Below are 17,046 nucleotides of genomic sequence, written 5' to 3' on the forward strand. Positions count from 1 at the left end.
GCGGAGCGCGCATCGACGTCGACACATCGGCTCGCTCCTGTCATCCCGGCCTCCGCCGGGATGACGAATCCGGCAAGACTGCCCTATTCACGCGCCCTGCTCGATGCGAGCGGGGCCACTGCCAGGGATAGAACATGAGCGAGAACTACGACGTCATCGTCATCGGCGCCGGCCCTGCCGGCTATGTCGCGGCCATCCGCGCCGCGCAACTGGGTCTCAAGACCGCCTGCATCGACGACTTCGTCGGCAAGGACGGCAAGCCCGCGCTCGGCGGCACCTGCCTGAACGTCGGCTGCATTCCGTCCAAGGCGCTGCTCGACTCGTCCAAGCAGTTCCATAATTTGACGCATAGCTTTGCCGTGCACGGCATCAGTGCTGCCAACCCTTCCATTGATGTAAACACGATGGTCGGCCGCAAGGACAAGATCGTCAAACAGTTCACCGGCGGCATCACGCTGCTGTTCAAGGCGAACAAGGTCACCCCGTACGCGGGCTACGCGACGCTGAAAGCCAACCGTGCGGTATCGGTGAAGGGCCTCGACGGCACGGTGACCGAGCTGACCGCGACCAACGTCATCATCGCGACGGGCTCGGTGCCGATCGAACTGCCGTTCGCGAAATTCGACAACAAATACATTGTGGACAATGCCGGCGCACTCGACTTCACGAGCGTGCCCAAGCGCCTCGGCGTGATCGGCGCCGGGGTGATCGGCCTCGAGCTCGGCAGCGTGTGGAAGCGCCTCGGCGCCGAAGTGACGATCCTCGAAGCGCTGCCGGACTTCCTTGCCGCCGCCGACCAGGACGTCGCCAAGGCCGCCGCGCGCGAGTTCAAGAAACAGGGTCTCGACATCCGCCTCGGCGCGAAGCTGTCGAAGGCCGACATCAAGGGCGAGGAAGTGCACCTCACCTACACCGATGCGAAGGGCGAACAGAGCCTCGTCGTCGACAAGCTGCTGGTGGCCGTGGGCCGCCGCGCGCACACGCGCGGTTTCCTGGCCGAAGGCACGGGCGTCAACGTCGACGAGCGCGGTCGCATCGCGGTCGACGAGCACTGCTACACGGGCGTCGAAGGCGTGTGGGCGATCGGCGACTGCGTGCGCGGTCCGATGCTGGCGCACAAGGGTTCGGAAGAAGGCATCGCCGTCGCCGAACTGATCGCGGGCAAGCCGGGCCACGTCAATCTCGACACGGTGCCGTGGGTGATCTACACGGAACCGGAAATCGCCTGGGTCGGCAAGACCGAAGAGCAGTTGAAGGCCGAAGGCGTGCCGTACAAGACGGGCTCGTTCCCGTTCGCGGCGATCGGCCGTGCGGTCGCAATGAACGAAACGGCGGGCCTGGTGAAGGTGATCGCGCACGCGGAAACCGATCGCCTGCTCGGCGTGCACATGGTCGGCGCGTGCGTGTCGGAAATGGTGCACGAGGCGGTGGTCGCGATGGAGTTCCACGGCTCGGCCGAGGACCTCGCGCGCATCTGCCATGCGCATCCGACGTTGTCCGAAGCGGTGCACGAGGCGGCGCTGGCGGTGGACAAGCGGGCGATTCACAAGACGAATTGAGGTTCTGCAGCGCCGTTCTCGCAACGAAAACCTTGGCGCCGCCCCCTCACCCAACCCTCTCCCCCAAGCAAGCTTGGAGGAGAGGGCTAAAGCGGCGCAAAGCGTGAATCCTCGACTCCTTCTCCCCCAACCGCGTTGGGGGAGAAGGATGGGATGAGGGGGTGACGCGCAAGATCGCGTCGAGCACCAGTCCCACGAAATCCGAGGACACCATGACCATCCCCGCCACCTTCCGCGCGTTCCGCATCCATAACGACGCCAAGGGTCATCGCGCCGGCCTCGAAGACATCGGCGTCGACGATCTCTCGCCCGGCGAAATCGTCATTAAGGCGGCCTACTCGTCGGTCAACTACAAGGACGCGCTCGCCGGTGCCGGCAAGGGCAAGATCCTGCGCCAGTTTCCGCTCAACGGCGGCATCGACGTCGCCGGCTACGTCGTCGCGTCGAACGATCCGGCGTTCAAGGAAGGCGACGCCGTGCTGTGTACCGGCAGCGGGCTGTCTGAAGGCCGCGACGGCGGCTACTCCGAATACGTGCGCCTCGAAGCCGCCTGGGCGATTCCGCTGCCGCCGGGCCTCACCTTGCGCGAATCGATGATCCTCGGCACCGCCGGCTTCACCGCCGCGCTGTCGCTGTATCGCATGGAGCAGAACGGCCAGACGCCCGAACTCGGCCCCGTCGTCGTCACCGGCGCGACCGGCGGCGTCGGGTCGCTCGCGATCGACATCCTCGTGCGCGCCGGCTACGAAGCGCACGCGATCACCGGCAAATTGGAACAATTTGATTTCCTGATCGGCCTCGGCGCGAGCCAGTGCATTTCGCGCAAGGAACTGTACTGGGGCCAGCGCCCGCTCGAGACGAGCCGCTGGGGCGGCGCGATCGACAACGTCGGCAGCGAAATGCTCGCGGGCCTGACGCGCGTGATCCATCCCTACGGCAATATCGCGAGCTGCGGCCTCGCCGGCGGCCACGATCTCGCCACCACGGTGATGCCGTTCATCATTCGTGGCGTGAGCCTGCTCGGCATCGCCTCGTCCGGCACGGCGCGGCCGATCCGCGACGCCGTGTGGGAACGCCTCGCCAGCGCGTGGAAGCCCGCGCACCTCGAAACGATCTGCACGCGCGAAGTCGCGCTCGACGAACTGCCCGGCGTTTTCGACACGATGCTCGCCGGCGGTTCGCTCGGCCGCACACTCGTGCGCATCGGCTGATTCAAAACGCGCCGGACCGCGGGGCGGCGAACCGCGTCACAGGTTTTCGGACACCGTTCGAACGAGTGTTGGACAACCCCCGGCCGCCCGGTAGAATGCCGAAGCCGCCGTGCGGCATACAGGGGCTATACGAGGCAATCATGGCGCGAATCCTGATCGTTGACGATTCCCAGTCCCAGCTTCTGGGGCTCAAACGCATCGTCGAGAAAATGGGCCACGACATCATCACCGCCGAAGACGGCGCTGCGGGCGTCGAGGTCGCCAAGCGGGAAATTCCGGATCTGATCCTGATGGACGTCGTGATGCCGAACTTGAACGGCTTCCAGGCGACGCGCACCATTTCGCGCGAGGCCAAGACGAGCCACATCCCGATCATCCTCGTCACGACGAAAGACCAGGAAACCGACAAGGTGTGGGGCATGCGCCAGGGCGCGAAGGCCTATGTCACCAAGCCGATCAACGAGGCCGAACTCGTCAAGACGATCAACGAGCTGCTGCCGGCGTAAACGCGGCGATCGGCGGAAGAAAGCAACGGGAGCCCGAAGGCTCCCGTTTTTGTTTCACCAACGTTGTTTCACCAGCGGCGAAACTCGAACGCCTGCGCCATCTGCTCGTACAGCTCGCGCTGCTCGTCGGTCGTCGCGGCCGGCGCACGCACTTCGAGCACGACGAACTGATCGCCCGCCTCGCCGCCCGGCATGCCGCGCCCCTTCAGGCGCAGCTTGCGACCGCTGTCCGAGCCGGCCGGAATTTTCAGGTCCACGTCGCCGGCGAGCGTCGGCACTTTCACCGTTGCACCGAGCGCGGCTTCCCACGGCGCCAGCGGCAGCGTCACGACGACGTTGCGACCGTCGAGCACGAAGCGCGGATGCGGCTCGATCAGGATCTCCAGCAGGAGATCGCCGGCCTGCGCGCCGTTCAAGCCAGGGTGCCCCTGCCCCGCGAGCCGGATCACCTGGCCGGTCAGGATGCCGGCCGGAATTTTTACATCGAGCTTGCGGCCGTTGATGTCCAGGCGCTGCTTGCCGCCCGCGAACGCGGTTTCGAGATCGATCGCGGCGTGCGCGCGCAGATCCTGCCCGCGGCGCGGACCGGCCGATCGCGCGCCGGGGGCGGCGCCGCGTCCACGACCGAACAACGATTCGAAGAAGTCGCTGAAACCGTCCGCGGCGCCGCCGAAACCGCCGCCGCCGAAGTCGCCGCCCGGCTGGAAGTCGTCGCCGGGCCGGTAGCCCTGCGCGCGCAGCTGGTCGTATTCGCGGCGCTTGGCCGGATCGCGCAGCGCTTCGTACGCCTCGTTGATCGACTTGAACTTGTCCTCGGCGCCCGCTTCTTTGCTGACGTCCGGATGATATTTGCGCGCGAGCTTGCGATACGCGCTCTTGATTTCGGCGTCGGTCGCTTCGGGTTTGACGCCGAGGGTGTCGTAGTAGTCCTTGAACTGCATTCGTCGACTCGTGCTGGGGTCATGCGCAATAGTACGACCCGCGGCAGCTTGCGCTGCCACGGGCCGTCGATACCGCGAAGGATACCGCGTCGGTCAGTGATTCTGGATCGCGATGCGGCGCGGCGTCGTTTCCGGCTTCTTCGGAATGGCGATCTCGAGCACGCCGTGCTTTCCCGTGGCGGTGATGCCTTCGGCATCGGCGCTGTCGGGCAGCGCGAAGCGGCGATAGAACGCGCCGTACGAACGCTCGACGCGCGTCAGCTTGCCGTCTTCGACGCTCGCCTCGTTCTTGCGCTCGCCCTTGATCGACAAAATCCCTTTGTCCATCTGGATTTCGATGTCGGCCGGATCGACGCCCGGAATGTCGGCGAGAATGACGAAGCGCTTGTCTTCCTCACGCACGTCGACGCGCGGCGACCACTGGCCGGTCGTGATACCGGACCGGTCCGCACCGTTGAAAAGATGTTCGAAAACCTGACGGAATTCCGTCGGAAAACCGGTACGGCCGACGCCGTGAAAACGCGCAATGCTCATGAACTTGTCCCTCGAATCCGATGGCGCGCCCAGTGCGCGCTGATGGCACGAACATAGGTCGCGCGTATTCCGATTCAAGGCCCGCTATCATCGGCTTTCTCATCCCCCGGAGTTTGCGCATGACCATCCAGATCGGCGACACCGTACCTTCCGCCACGCTCAATGTCGTTCGCGACGGCGTGCAGGCGATCACCACCGACGAAATCTTCAACGACCGCAAGGTCGTGCTGTTCTCGGTGCCCGGCGCGTTCACGCCGACCTGCTCGGCCAAGCATCTGCCGGGCTATGTGGAAAAGTTCGCAGAATTCAAGAATCGCGGCATCGACGTCGCGTGCGTCGCCGTCAACGACGCGTTCGTCATGAAGGCGTGGGCGAAGGATCAGAACGTGCCGACCGACCTCATGATGCTCGCCGACGGCAACGCGAACTTCGCGCGCGCGCTCGGCCTCGACTTCGACGCCACCGCGTTCGGCATGGGCGTGCGCTCCAAGCGGTTCGCACTGTACGCCGAGAACGGCGTGGTCAAGACGCTTTCCGTCGAAGCGCCGGGCGAATTCTCGGTGTCGGGCGCGCAGGTGATGCTGGACGCGATCGGATGAACCTCGATCCGGGCACGTTCGTCGCCATCTGGTTCGCACTGCTGTTCGTGATGAACGCGCTGCCGGCGATCATCGTGTTCGGCTCGAACCGCGCCGTCGGCAACGATCGCGTGCTGTGGATCGTCGCCGTGCTGTTCACGTCGTGGGTCGGCTTTCTCGCGTTCATGGTCGTCACGACGCTCAAGCCCGAAGGGCTCGCGCTCAAGCCGCCGCCGACACGGCGCTGACCATGCGGTGTAACCGTACTGTCGCCGCCGCACGCCATTCTCGCGGCGGCGGCCGTTGCGTCCCGCGGAGTACGCTCCGAGAATGACCGACGGACGCTGTCCGTCCATTCAGGGGCTACATCGATGAATCGTTCCTCGCGCTTGCCGCATCGGCGAGCCGCGCTCGTCTGCGCGCTCTCCACGCTTCTTGCTCCCTGTGCATTCGCGCAGGTTTCGCTGACGGCGCTCGACGCGCCGTACGCTCAGAACTTCGACACGCTGCCGGCCACCGGCTCGACGACCTGGTCGAACAACACCACGATCGCCGGCTGGTACCACGCGCGTACCGGCACCGGCACGACCGTCGTCGCGAACGACGGCGCGAACAACGCCGGCAACCTGTACAGCTACGGCACCGGCAGCGCGAGCGATCGCGCGCTCGGCTCGGTCGGTTCCGGCAACGCCGCAGTCGGCAGCCTGTTCTGGGGCGTGCGCCTGAAGAACAACACCGGCAGCACGATCACCTCGCTCGACGTCGCCTACACCGGCGAGCAGTGGCGCAACGGCGCCGCGGCCGCGCAGACCGTCGCCGTCTCGTACCTCACCGGCACGACGCTGACCGGCTCGCTCGCCGAATTCCAGAACGCCGGCACTGCCGTCGCCGCGCTCGATTTCGCCAGCCCGATCACGGGCGGCACGGCCGGCGCGCTCAACGGCAACGCCGCCGCGAACCGCACCGCCAAGAGCGCCACGATCACCGGCCTCAACATCGCCAACGGCGCCGAGATCATGCTGCGCTGGTCCGACCCCGATCACGGCGGCGCCGACCACGGCCTCGCGATCGACGACGTCACCGTCACGCCGCACGGCAGCGGCCCGCAGCCCCTGTCGATCAGCGTCGGCAACGCGAGCGTCAACGAAGGCAACAGCGGCACCGTGATCGCGTCGTTCACCGTCAGCCTCAACCAGCCTGCCGCAGCCGGCGGCGTGACCTTCGACATCGCGACCGCCGACGGCACGGCCACGGCCGCATCGAACGACTACGTCGCGCGTTCGCTGACCGGACAGACGATCGCGGCCGGCGCGACGAGCTACACGTTCGACGTGACGGTCAACGGCGACACGGCCCCAGAGTCCGACGAGACCTTCCGCGTCGTGCTGTCGAACGTCGCCGGCGCACAGGTCGCCGACGGCGAAGGCCAAGGCACGATCGTCAACGACGACGGCCTCACGATCGCGAAGATCCACGACGTGCAGGGCAACGGCGCCGTGTCGCCGCTCCCCGGCGGCACGTCGGTCACGGTCGAAGGCGTGGTCGTCGGCAACTACCAGGGCAGCGGCAAGCTGTCGGGCTTTTTCCTGCAGGAAGAGGACGCCGACGCCGACGCCGATCCGGCGACGTCCGAAGGCATCTTCGTGTTCTGCCAGGCATGCCCCACCGTCGTCGCCGAAGGCCAGCGCGTGCGCGCGACCGGCGTCGTCAGCGAGTTCTTCGGCCTGACCGAGATCACCGCGGACACCGCCGGTTCCGTCGTCATCACCGACGCCGGCAACAACCTTTCGAGCGTGACGCCCGCGACGATCAGCCTGCCGATCGCCGGCAGCGTCGACGCGTACTACGAAGCGCGCGAAGGCATGCTCGTGCGGTTCGCCGAACCGCTCGTCGTGTCGGAATACTTCGAGCTCGCGCGCTACGGCCAGATCGAGCTGTACCAGGGCGATCGCCCGCGCCAGTACACCGAGGACAACGCGCCGAACAACGCCGCCTACGCGGCGCATCTGGAAACGCTGTCGCGCCGCCGCGTCGTGCTCGACGATGAAAACAATGTGGAAAATTGGCCACTCACGCTGCCCGAAGGCAACCAGTACCTCTATCACCCGCACGCGAACGGCGGCTTCTCGGTCGGCACGCACGGCGCGGACTTCTTCCGCGGCGGCGACCGCGTCGACAACCTCACCGGCGTGCTGCACTGGTCGTTCGCCGGCGGTCCGAGCGAAGACGCGTGGCGCATCCGTCCGACGCAGGCGAACCCCGTGGTCTTCACGCCGGTCAATACGCGTTCGGCGACCGCGCCCGACGTCGGCGGCGCGATCAAGGCCGCGAGCGTCAACGTGCTCAACTACTTCACGACGATCGACACCACGTCGAGCACGTCGTCCGGCCCGTGCGGCCCGAGCGGCGGCCAGGACTGCCGCGGCGCCGACAGCGCGGTCGAACTTGCGCGCCAGCGCGAACGCACGTCGATCGTGCTGTGCGGCCTCGATGCCGACGTCGTCGGTCTCGTCGAAATCGAGAACGGTTCGACGACGGCGGCGCTCGACGACCTCGTCGGCGCGGTCAACACGCGCTGCGGCGGCGCGCATCCGTATGCGACCGTCAACGCCGGCAACTCGGTCGGCACCGACGCGATCCGCGTCGCGATCGCGTACCGCACCGGCGTGCTCTCGCCGGTCGGCACCGCGAAGATCGACACCGACGCGATCCACAACCGCCCGCCGACCGCGCAGACGTTCGACGTGGTCGACGCGACGAATCCGGCGTTCGGCGAGCGCTTCACGGTCGTGGCGAACCACTTCAAGTCGAAGAGTTGCTCGGGCGCGGGCGGCGGCGACGCCGACAGCGGCGACGGCCAGGCGTGCTACGCGAGCCGCCGCAACGCGCAGGCCGCGCGCCTTGTCACGTGGATCAACGCAACGGTGATTCCGGCCGCGGCCGACACCGACGTCCTGCTGCTCGGCGACTTCAACTCGTACGCGAAGGAAACGCCGGTGACGACGCTCGCGTCGAGCGGCTATGTCGACCTCCTGCGCGAGCTCGGCGGACCGACCGCGTACTCGTACCTGTTCGACGGCCAGCTCGGCCATCTCGACTACGCGTTCGCGAACGCGTCGCTCGCGCCGCAGGTGGTCGGCATCGCGCCGTGGCACATCAACGCCGACGAGCTGCCGCAGCTCGACTACAGCGACGACGTGAAGGACACCGGCGAAGCGGCGTACGAGGAAGAGCCGAACGGCGATGCGATGTCGCCGCCGCGCACGCTGTTCGAAGCCGCGACGCCGTACCGCGCGTCGGATCACGATCCGGTGCTGGTCGGGCTGTTCGCGACGGGCGCCCCGGACGTGATCTTCGAAGACGGGTTCGAGACGAACTGAGCGCTGTCCGCGACGTTTGAACGAAATCCCCGCGGGTGCGAGCCCGCGGGTTTTTTATTGACGCGACCGTCGAATCAGATCGTGCATTCCCAAAAAGAAACCCCGGCCGAGGGCCGGGGTTTCGACGAGAGCACGATGCGCGGGCCTATTCGCCGGCCGGCGGCGTCTCGTCTGCTTGCGGCGCCTCACCGTCAATGGACGGCGGGGTCACGTCGTCGGCGGGCGTCTCCGCGTCGCCTTCGTCGTCCTCGCCGCCGAGCGCCTCGATGCGCACGACGCCCGCGAGCGCTTCGCTGTCGGGCAGGCGGATCAGCGTGACGCCTTGCGTGTTGCGGCCCACGCGCGCGACTTCCGCGGCGCGCGTGCGCACCAGCGTGCCCTGGTTCGACACCAGCATCAGCTCCTGCGTGTCGCTGATCTGCACCGCCGCGACGAGCGCGCCGTTGCGCTCGGAGCACTGGATCGCGATCACGCCCTGCGTGCCGCGGCCCTTGCGCGGATAGTCGTCGAGCGGCGTGCGCTTGCCGTAGCCGCGTTCGGTCGCCGTCAGCACGTCGCCCTCGCCTTCGGTCACCACGAGCGACACCACTTCCGAGGCGTCCGTCAGCTTCATGCCGCGCACGCCGTGCGCGACGCGGCCCATCGGACGCACTTCGTCTTCGGCGAAGCGCACGGCCTTGCCGTTCGACGCGAACATCAGCACGTCGCGCGTGCCGTCGGTCAGCGCGACGCCGACGAGACCGTCGCCGTCGTCGAGATCGATCGCGCGGATGCCGTTCGCGCGCGGCCGCGAGTAGTCGGCCAGCGACGTCTTCTTGACCGTGCCTTGGCGCGTGGCGAAGAACACGTAGCGGTCGGCCGGAAATTCGCGCACCGGCTGCACGGCTTGAATCTTTTCGTCCGATTCCAACGGCAGGAGGTTCACGATCGGCTTGCCGCGCGACCCCGGGCCCGCGTCGGGAATCTGGTACACCTTGAGCCAGAACACGCGGCCGCTCGAGGTGAACGTGAGCAGCGTGTCGTGCGTGTTGACGATCCAGATCTGCGAGACGAAGTCTTCTTCCTTCACCGCCGTGGCCGAACGGCCCTTGCCGCCGCGCTTCTGCGCGCGGTACGCGCTGATCGGCTGGCGCTTGACGTACCCCGTGTGCGACAGCGTGACGACGACGTTCTCCGGCTCGATCAGGTCGAGCACGTCGAGGTCTTCCTGGCTCGCCTGGATCAGCGTGCGGCGCTCGTCGCCGAACGCCTCTTTCACCTCGAGCAGTTCGCCGCGGATCAGCGCGAGCAGCACTTCCGGATCGGAAAGAATCTCGATCAGGCCGCGGATCGTTTCGAGCAGCGCCTTGTATTCGTCGGTGAGCTTGTCCTGTTCGAGGCCGGTCAGGCGCGACAGGCGCATTTCCAGGATTTCCTTCGCCTGGATTTCCGACAGCTGGTAGCCGCCCTCGCCGAGGCCGTCGGTCGACAGCGCGTCTTCGGGCCGCGAGAAATCGGAACCGGCCGCCGCGAGCAGCGCGCTGACGAGACCCGGCTCCCAGCGCCGCGACAGCATGCGCTGGCGCGCGATTTCGGGCGACTGCGACGTGCGGATCAGCTCGATCATCTCGTCGATGTTCGCGAGCGCGACGGTCAGGCCTTCGAGGATGTGCGCGCGGGCGCGCGCCTTGCGCAGTTCGAAGATCGTCCGGCGCGTGACCACTTCGCGGCGATGGCGGATGAACGCCTCGAGGATTTCCTTCAGGCCGAGGAGTTTCGGCTGGCCGTCGACGAGCGCGACCATGTTGATGCCGAACGTCACCTGCAGCTGCGTCTGCTGGAACAGATTGTTGAGCAGCACGTCGGCCATCGTGTCGCGGCGCACTTCGATGACGACGCGCATGCCGTCCTTGTCGGACTCGTCGCGCAGGCCGTCCGGCGCGATGCCTTCGATGCGCTTTTCCTTGTGCAGCTCGGCGATCTTCTCGATCAGCCGCGCCTTGTTCACCTGGTACGGCAGCTCGTGGACGATGATCGCTTCGCGGCCGTTCGAATCGGTTTCGATCTCGACCTTCGCGCGCACGAGAATGCGGCCGCGGCCGGTTCTATACGCTTCCACAATGCCCGAAGCGCCGTTGATGATGCCGCCGGTCGGGAAATCGGGGCCGGTGACGTGGCGCATCAGTTCGTCGACGGTCAGTTCCGGCTCGTCGATCAGCGCGATCGTCGCGTTGATGACTTCGGACAGATTGTGCGGCGGCACGTTCGTGGCCATGCCGACCGCGATGCCGGCCGAGCCGTTGACGAGCAGGTTCGGCACGCGCGTCGGCAGCACCGTCGGCTCGAATTCCTTTTCGTCGTAGTTCGGCTGGAAATCGACGGTTTCCTTGTCGATGTCGGCGAGCAGTTCGGAGGCGATCTTTTCGAGGCGGCACTCGGTGTAGCGCATCGCCGCGGCTTCGTCGCCGTCGATCGAGCCGAAGTTGCCCTGGCCGTCGACGAGCGGGTAGCGCAGGGAGAAATCCTGCGCCATGCGCACGAGCGTGTCGTAGATCGACGAGTCGCCGTGCGGATGGAATTTGCCCATCACGTCGCCGACGATGCGCGCGCACTTGACGTAGGGGCGGTTCCAGAAGTTGTTCGCTTCGTACATGCCGAACAGCACGCGCCGGTGGACCGGTTTCAGGCCGTCGCGCACGTCCGGGAGGGCGCGTCCCACGATCACGCTCATCGCGTAATCGAGGTAGCTCTGTTTCATCTCGTCTTCGATGTTGACGCGAATAACTTCTTTGGCTAGTTCCGCCATCGGGGTTCCATGTCCACAGTGCTGCAAAGAGGCCGACGCCGGGGCGTGTCCCCGGGCGTTGAACGAACGCGGAAGCATACCATATGACGGAGGGTCAGGTCTGCACGGAAGCCTTTGTTTTCCCGGGGCAATTCACCCCCGAAACCGGGCCTACAGGCGCTTGAGTTCCTGTGCCAGAAACACCGGCAATTCCGCGGCCTCGAACTGCGTGCGGAACAGCGGCACGGCGAAGCGGTAGCGCTCGTCCGTGCGGGCGAGCACGAACGCGAGCGAAAGCCGCGCGAACGCGCGCCGCAGCGCTTCGACGTCGGCCGCGGCGCCCGCGCCTTCGACCAGCGCGACGATGTCGGCGAGCGTCGTTTCGCCGTTCGCGGCGACGCGGTAGACGACGATGCGGTCGAGCCGAGACGCGGCCTCGTCCTGGCTCAGCCGCCCCCAGCCGGCGATCGCGTCGAGCGTCGCCTGCGAGCGCAGCGCGCGGTCCAGATGCGGCGCCTCGATCACGGTTTCGCCGCGCTCGAGCGCTTCCAGGCACTCCTGGCACAGGATTGCGACGAGGTTCGCGCGCCGGCCGCTCGCCTCCACCAGCCGCTCGACCAGCGACGGATCGGCGAAGCGCAGGTTCAGGAGCGCGAGCGGCACGGTCGCCAGATCGCGGCAGGCGTCGGGTTCGAGCGCGCCGACCGTGATCACCTCGCCGAAGTTGCGCAGCGGCGACTGGTAGTCGAGCGCCGCCGCGGCGTACAAATCCCAAAATCCTGCGAGCAGGAAATGGCAGCGTCCCTCTTCGGATATCGCCCGCAGCGCCGCCAGTTCGCGATAGTCGTGCGCGGCGTCGTGCCGGAAGAACGGATCGGCCTCGTCGATCAGCAGCAACAGGCGCTTGCCGCCGTGCGCGCGCGCCAGATGCGCGACGATCGCGTCGAGACCGCTGTCGGCCGGCAGTTCGCATTGCGCGGCCAGGCGCGGCAGCAGGCGGTGATCGCGCAGCGAGACGTAGACGCACGCGAGCTGGGGATGCTCGCGCAGGCGCCGTTCGATCGCCTTCATCAGGCTGGTCTTGCCGAGCTGCCGACCGCCCACGAGGAGATAGTTGCCGGGCTCGCGCAGGATCACGCGCGACAACAGCGCCTCGCGGCCGAAGAACGACGAGGGCCGCGCGACGCCACCGCGCGTCTGGTAGGGCGAAATGCGCGTCACCTTGAGCTGCTGCGCCATCTGCCGCAGCAGCACGCGCACCGGATCGCGTTCGAGCAGCCAGGCGGTCTGCGCTTCCACGCCGATGCAAACGTACAAGTTGCTGCGATCGCCGCACCAGGCGCGCAGCGCGCCGGCGTCTGCGGCGGCGGGTACGAACGCGAGCAGTACGTCGAGTCCGGTCTGCACCTGGCGCAGCGGACGCACGAGTTGGGCGCCGTCGAGATCGTCCGGCGGAAACCACACGAGGCAGCGCTCCAGCGTCACCGGCAGTTCGAGCGGAAAGCGCCACTCGAACACGTCGCCGGGCAGCGGCCAGCCGCTCGCGCGTTCGCTGCGCGCGCCGACGCGCAGCGCGAGCATCGCCGCGCGCTGTTCGGCCGCGAGCGCGGCGTAGCCGATCGCGTCGCGCCAGTCGGCCGGCTGCACGCGCGCGGCGGCCAGCGTGTCGTCGCGGCGCCGCAGCAAGCCCAGTGCGCGGTCGATGCGCGCGAGCGCGCCGATCGGCTGGCGCAAGAGGCGCGACGGGTCGCGCTGGATCGGCGCGATCAACGGATGGCGCAGCACCAGCAGCAGTCCCAGCCCGATCGCGATCGCCACGCCGCCGAGCACGATCAGCGTCAGCCAGCGCGCGGTGGTGTCGACCGGCGGCGGCAGCGGCGCATGGCAGTTCAACGGCAGGTACGACTCGGGCAGCGGCGGCGAGCCGGGCATGCAATCCCAGTTCAGCGTTTTCGGGTCGAGACGATGCACGACGCGCAGGCCGCCCAGCGCCTCGGCATAGCGCACGTTGGGACGCACGGTCGCGACGATCTCGTAGTCGGCCGACGAAGTGACGTCGAACACCTTGCCCGACAGCGGCACGTCGAGCACGGCCAGATCGCGCGGCCACTCGCCGTTCTCGCTGGCGTACATGTTCAGGTGCATGCGCAGCGGCACCAGCTCGCTCCATCCGTTGGCGAGGATGGCCGCCGCGCGCGGGTCCGCCACGGCCTGCTTGCCGGCGCTCGCGGCCGGGTACCACTGGCGCATCGCGAGCGGAACGCCGATGAGCAGCAGCGCCACGGCGATCAGCGCGTAGCGCAGCCAGGCCGGCAGCGACCGGATCATGCGGCGCCGCCGGCGAGCACCTGCAGGCCCGCCTGCCGCACCGCGTCGCAGCGCCATTCGACGACGGCGCCCTGCTCGCCCGGCCGCACCGCGACGAGGTTCGCCCAGAACAGCCGGCGCAGATGGCGATCGAGCAGATACGGCTGCGCGCGGCCCAGGCGCGTGCCGCGCAGCCAGGCGCCGATGCGTTCGCGCGCGTCGGCGTCGTCGACGAGCGGCACGAAGCCCTCCCACAGGCGTGCGCTGGCGCCGAGACGATCGGCGAGATCGGCGTCGGTCAGCCGAGCGTCGCCCGCGATCGCACGCAGCGCCTCGTCGATCAGCGCCGGATGCCCGCCGCACAGCGCCGCGAGCCGCGCCACGAGCGCGGCGTCGACGCGCGCCGGATCGAGCTGCGCGCGCGCAAGGTCGCGCAGTTCGTCGGCGCCGGGATCGGGCCAGTATTCGACGCTGGCAATATTCAACAAGGACAGATCGCCACTTTGATACTTCAGTTCGGCCAGCGCCTCGCCGCCGCACAGCATCAGGTGCAGGCGGCCGCTGTACATCTCCGACAGGCTGCGCAGGATGCCGGCGAGCGCTTCGCGCAGCCGCGGCTCGCCCTGCTCGAAGCGGCTGACGAGGCAGAACACGCGCTCGCCGGCCGCGAGGCGCTTTTCGAGCGCCGCCTCGAACGCGAAGTCGGAATCGACGCCGGCGAAGCCGCACTGCGCGCCGAGCGCCTCGAAATAGTCGCGCGACTCGGCGCTGACGCTGTACGGCGGGCGGATGTGCAGCACCGCGCGCTCGCCGTACACGCCGCGCGCGGTCGCGAGCAACTGGTCGCGAAACGGCGGCTGGCCCCAGTGCGCCTGCGACAGCAGCATCAGGATCGGATACGGCGCGAGGCGCGCGAGGCGCTCGAACAGTCCGGCGATGTGCGCCGCATAGGGCTGCCCGGCCGGCTGGCCGCCGACCGGATATTCCGGCTCGAACCCGGCCGCCGTGAGCAGGCGGTCGGTTTCGCGCTCGGACAGGCGCAGGTAGCGCGCGCAGTCGAGCAGCCGGTGGCGATGCTTGCGGTTCGGCAGAGACAGCCCCTGGCGCCAGTTGTTGACGGCTTCGCGGCTCATGCCGATCTCGGTCGCGACGCCGGCCGCGCTCGCGCGGATGCGGCGCATGTAGCCGGAAAGGAGGTCGGCGAATTCGTCGTTGTGCATGGGCGGGGCGGGTCCGGCAACAGGACCGCGCACGCTACGCGACCGCTCGCGAATGTCAAACACGGCGGTCAGACCAGCGCCGCCTTCGCGACGAAGCCCCACACCGCGACGAGCAGCGCGTACTTGAACACCGTGACGGCCTTCGACGGCGCCGACCACGTGGCGGCCTGCACGAAGCGCAGGCGCTGCGGGCTGCGCAGACGCTGCGCGAGCACCAGCAGCGCGAGGAGGCACAGGATGCCGCCGATGATCGACACGCCGGTCGGCCCGAGCGTGTCGAGCACGCCGGCGAACAGCTTCTTCAGTCCCGCGCGGCGGCCGGTGATTTCCATCTCGCCGGCCGCCTGGATCGCCGCGGCGGCCTGGGCCAGCAGCACGGTGCCGAGTCCGAACACGGTCAGCGCGGTCAGCGATCCGACCGCGGCGCGCGGTCGCGTGTATTCGTCCACATATTCGCGCACTTTCGGGCCGAGCCGTTCGCGCAGCGCGGCGTAGACCGCGTCGCGCACGTCGTTTTCGGCGAAACGCAGGCTCGTGCGCGCGTCCTTGTCGCCGTCGGCGTGGAAGACGTCGACGTCGTTGTCGTTGTCGTCGATCTGCACGCGGCGTATCGTGCGCAGCGCGATGGCGCTCGCGCCCTTGCCGAACATCGCGTCGGGCGGCTTGCCGGCGGCGAGGTCGCGCACGTGGCGCTGGCAGTCGGCGGCGCTGAAGCTTTCGGCGTAGACCGCCTCGCCGGTGAGCACGACGAGCTGCGCCTTGGTACCGTCGCGGTCGATGAAGTGTTGCGTGGTCATGGTGCGTCCCCTGGGATTCGTTCGGCGCCGGACGGCGCGGTGGCGAAACTCTAGGGAGCGCGCGTCGGACGCTGAAGACGGAATCTGTCCGGCACGCGGTCGACGCGCTTGACGGACCGTCAAGTCGGACGGCGCAACCCTTCGGCGCCGAATGCGCACTCAGTACCGACGTTCGGTAGTCGGTTCCCCCATGATTTGACGTAAGGAAGCAAGCCCGGCCCCGCGCCGGGCGTCGCCGTTCACCCACCACGAGGGAAAGCCATGCACGCGTTTCATGCCCGCTCCTTGCTGCGCCCGTTTGCGGCGCTCGCTTTCGCGTTCGCCGTCGCGCCGGCCGTTCACGCCGGCGGCAATTCGTTCACCGTGACCAACAACGGCACCGGCGCCTGGGTGCTCGACGGCGTCGAGAATCCGCCGCTGACGCTCACGCGCGGCCAGTCCTACACGTTCCAGCTGCAGGGCGTCAGCGCGATCCACCCGTTCAACATCAACACGATCAACATCACCGGCAACGGCAACCGCTACAACTCGGGCGTGACCAACAACGGCGCGACCGGCAATACCGCGATCACGTTCGTCGTGCCGAACGACGCGCCCGATTCGCTGCACTACAACTGCGCGAACCACGGACTCATGAACGGCCCGATCACGGTCGTCAATGGCGTCGTCGACGCGATCTTCGCGGACGACTTCGAAGTCTGACGGCTACAACGCAAAAGGCGGCCCGAAGGCCGCCTTTTGCGGGAAGCATCGCCGCGGCGAGGTCAGGCCAGCGCGCCGCCGAGATCCTTTTCGATCTTTTCCGGCGAGTCGGTCGGCGCGTAGCGCTTGAGCACCTTGCCGTCGCGGCCGACGAGGAACTTGGTAAAGTTCCACTTGATGCCTTCGCTGCCGAGAAAGCCGGCCTTCTCACTCTTGAGCCAGCGATACAGCGGATGCGCCTTCTCGCCGTTCACTTCGATCTTCGCGAACAGCGGAAACGTCACGTCGTACTCGAGCGAGCAGAAGTTGCGGATCTCGTCGGCGTCGCCCGGCTCCTGGTGGCCGAACTGGTCGCACGGAAATCCGAGCACGACGAGCCCCTGGTCCTTGAACTTGCGATACATCGCTTCGAGGCCCGTGTACTGCGGCGTGAAGCCGCATTTCGAGGCGACGTTCACGATCAGCATCGCCTTGCCCTTGTACGCCTTGAGCGGCTGTTCGTCGCCTTCGAGCGTGGTCGCCGAGAAGTCAAACGCGGTGGTCATGG

At 67.7% G+C, this 17,046-nt stretch carries 14 protein-coding genes; 7 read left to right on the forward strand and 7 right to left on the reverse strand.

Going from position 1 to position 17,046, the window contains the following annotated elements; translation table 11 throughout:
• Window positions 1–134 precede the first annotated feature (134 nt).
• The 3 genes from lpdA (at window position 135) to pilH (ending at window position 3,276) form a co-directional block, all read left to right on the forward strand.
• Window positions 135–1,559, forward strand: coding sequence for a dihydrolipoyl dehydrogenase (lpdA, locus tag OD750_RS07080; RefSeq protein WP_263543803.1), 1,425 nt, complete (start codon window positions 135–137; stop codon window positions 1,557–1,559).
• A gap of 212 nt (window positions 1,560–1,771) precedes the next feature.
• Complete coding sequence (locus OD750_RS07085) at window positions 1,772–2,770, forward strand: YhdH/YhfP family quinone oxidoreductase (RefSeq protein WP_263543804.1); 999 nt, start codon at window positions 1,772–1,774, stop codon at window positions 2,768–2,770.
• Between the two features lie 140 nt (window positions 2,771–2,910).
• Window positions 2,911–3,276, forward strand: coding sequence for a twitching motility response regulator PilH (gene pilH / locus OD750_RS07090; RefSeq protein WP_263543805.1), 366 nt, complete (start codon window positions 2,911–2,913; stop codon window positions 3,274–3,276).
• 68 nt (window positions 3,277–3,344) lie between these two features.
• Here the strand turns inward: pilH and OD750_RS07095 are convergent, their stop codons facing one another.
• Window positions 3,345–4,217, reverse strand: coding sequence for a DnaJ C-terminal domain-containing protein (locus OD750_RS07095; RefSeq protein WP_263543806.1), 873 nt, complete (start codon window positions 4,215–4,217; stop codon window positions 3,345–3,347).
• Window positions 4,218–4,310: 93 nt separating this feature from the next.
• A complete protein-coding gene (locus tag OD750_RS07100) occupies window positions 4,311–4,751 on the reverse strand; it encodes an Hsp20/alpha crystallin family protein (RefSeq protein WP_263543807.1) in 441 nt (146 codons plus the stop codon).
• A gap of 119 nt (window positions 4,752–4,870) precedes the next feature.
• On the opposite strand from OD750_RS07100, the gene OD750_RS07105 reads away from it, so the two are divergent.
• The 3 genes from OD750_RS07105 to OD750_RS07115 all read left to right on the forward strand — a co-directional run bounded on the left by OD750_RS07105 (window position 4,871) and on the right by OD750_RS07115 (window position 8,709).
• On the forward strand, window positions 4,871–5,350 hold the full coding sequence (locus OD750_RS07105; RefSeq protein ID WP_263543808.1) for a peroxiredoxin: 480 nt from the start codon (window positions 4,871–4,873) through the stop codon (window positions 5,348–5,350).
• Window positions 5,347–5,577: a hypothetical protein gene (locus tag OD750_RS07110; RefSeq protein WP_263543809.1), complete on the forward strand. Its 231-nt coding sequence runs from the start codon at window positions 5,347–5,349 to the stop codon at window positions 5,575–5,577. The genes OD750_RS07105 and OD750_RS07110 overlap by 4 nt, the downstream gene beginning before the upstream one ends.
• A 123-nt stretch (window positions 5,578–5,700) precedes the next feature.
• Window positions 5,701–8,709 (forward strand): ExeM/NucH family extracellular endonuclease, encoded by a 3,009-nt coding sequence (locus OD750_RS07115; protein WP_263543810.1) that lies wholly within the window; start codon window positions 5,701–5,703, stop codon window positions 8,707–8,709.
• 145 nt (window positions 8,710–8,854) lie between these two features.
• Here OD750_RS07115 and gyrA read toward each other — a convergent pair whose 3' ends face one another.
• The 4 genes from gyrA to OD750_RS07135 form a co-directional block, all read right to left on the reverse strand.
• Window positions 8,855–11,494 carry a DNA gyrase subunit A gene (gene gyrA, locus OD750_RS07120; protein ID WP_263543811.1) on the reverse strand — a complete coding sequence of 880 codons (2,640 nt, stop codon included), beginning with the start codon at window positions 11,492–11,494 and terminating at the stop codon, window positions 8,855–8,857.
• Window positions 11,495–11,644: 150 nt separating this feature from the next.
• Window positions 11,645–13,801: an ATP-binding protein gene (locus OD750_RS07125; RefSeq protein WP_263543812.1), complete on the reverse strand. Its 2,157-nt coding sequence runs from the start codon at window positions 13,799–13,801 to the stop codon at window positions 11,645–11,647.
• Window positions 13,798–15,000 (reverse strand): hypothetical protein, encoded by a 1,203-nt coding sequence (locus OD750_RS07130; protein ID WP_263543813.1) that lies wholly within the window; start codon window positions 14,998–15,000, stop codon window positions 13,798–13,800. Before OD750_RS07130 ends, OD750_RS07125 begins: the two co-directional genes overlap by 4 nt.
• Window positions 15,001–15,068: 68 nt before the next feature.
• Window positions 15,069–15,797, reverse strand: coding sequence for a hypothetical protein (locus OD750_RS07135; RefSeq protein WP_263543814.1), 729 nt, complete (start codon window positions 15,795–15,797; stop codon window positions 15,069–15,071).
• A gap of 261 nt (window positions 15,798–16,058) precedes the next feature.
• Here OD750_RS07135 and OD750_RS07140 point away from each other — a divergent pair, with 261 nt between their 5' ends.
• Entirely contained in the window at window positions 16,059–16,499 is a 441-nt protein-coding gene (locus OD750_RS07140; protein ID WP_263543815.1) for a hypothetical protein, read from the forward strand.
• Window positions 16,500–16,561: 62 nt separating this feature from the next.
• Here OD750_RS07140 and OD750_RS07145 read toward each other — a convergent pair whose 3' ends face one another.
• Window positions 16,562–17,044 (reverse strand): glutathione peroxidase, encoded by a 483-nt coding sequence (locus tag OD750_RS07145; protein WP_263543816.1) that lies wholly within the window; start codon window positions 17,042–17,044, stop codon window positions 16,562–16,564.
• Window positions 17,045–17,046: the final 2 nt, after the last annotated feature.

It is taken from the genome of Tahibacter soli, assembly GCF_025717065.2.
Lineage (GTDB): Bacteria > Pseudomonadota > Gammaproteobacteria > Xanthomonadales > Rhodanobacteraceae > Tahibacter > Tahibacter soli.

Bases quoted from the DNA above. Each gene is read 5' to 3' on its own strand.
- lpdA (WP_263543803.1), top strand. From the start codon at position 135: ATGAGCGAGAACTACGACGTCATCGTCATCGGCGCCGGCCCTGCCGGC.
- OD750_RS07085 (WP_263543804.1), top strand. From the start codon at position 1,772: ATGACCATCCCCGCCACCTTCCGCGCGTTCCGCATCCATAACGACGCC.
- pilH (WP_263543805.1), top strand. From the start codon at position 2,911: ATGGCGCGAATCCTGATCGTTGACGATTCCCAGTCCCAGCTTCTGGGG.
- OD750_RS07095 (WP_263543806.1), bottom strand. From the start codon at position 4,217: ATGCAGTTCAAGGACTACTACGACACCCTCGGCGTCAAACCCGAAGCG.
- OD750_RS07100 (WP_263543807.1), bottom strand. From the start codon at position 4,751: ATGAGCATTGCGCGTTTTCACGGCGTCGGCCGTACCGGTTTTCCGACG.
- OD750_RS07105 (WP_263543808.1), top strand. From the start codon at position 4,871: ATGACCATCCAGATCGGCGACACCGTACCTTCCGCCACGCTCAATGTC.
- OD750_RS07110 (WP_263543809.1), top strand. From the start codon at position 5,347: ATGAACCTCGATCCGGGCACGTTCGTCGCCATCTGGTTCGCACTGCTG.
- OD750_RS07115 (WP_263543810.1), top strand. From the start codon at position 5,701: ATGAATCGTTCCTCGCGCTTGCCGCATCGGCGAGCCGCGCTCGTCTGC.
- gyrA (WP_263543811.1), bottom strand. From the start codon at position 11,494: ATGGCGGAACTAGCCAAAGAAGTTATTCGCGTCAACATCGAAGACGAG.
- OD750_RS07125 (WP_263543812.1), bottom strand. From the start codon at position 13,801: ATGATCCGGTCGCTGCCGGCCTGGCTGCGCTACGCGCTGATCGCCGTG.
- OD750_RS07130 (WP_263543813.1), bottom strand. From the start codon at position 15,000: ATGCACAACGACGAATTCGCCGACCTCCTTTCCGGCTACATGCGCCGC.
- OD750_RS07135 (WP_263543814.1), bottom strand. From the start codon at position 15,797: ATGACCACGCAACACTTCATCGACCGCGACGGTACCAAGGCGCAGCTC.
- OD750_RS07140 (WP_263543815.1), top strand. From the start codon at position 16,059: ATGCACGCGTTTCATGCCCGCTCCTTGCTGCGCCCGTTTGCGGCGCTC.
- OD750_RS07145 (WP_263543816.1), bottom strand. From the start codon at position 17,044: ATGACCACCGCGTTTGACTTCTCGGCGACCACGCTCGAAGGCGACGAA.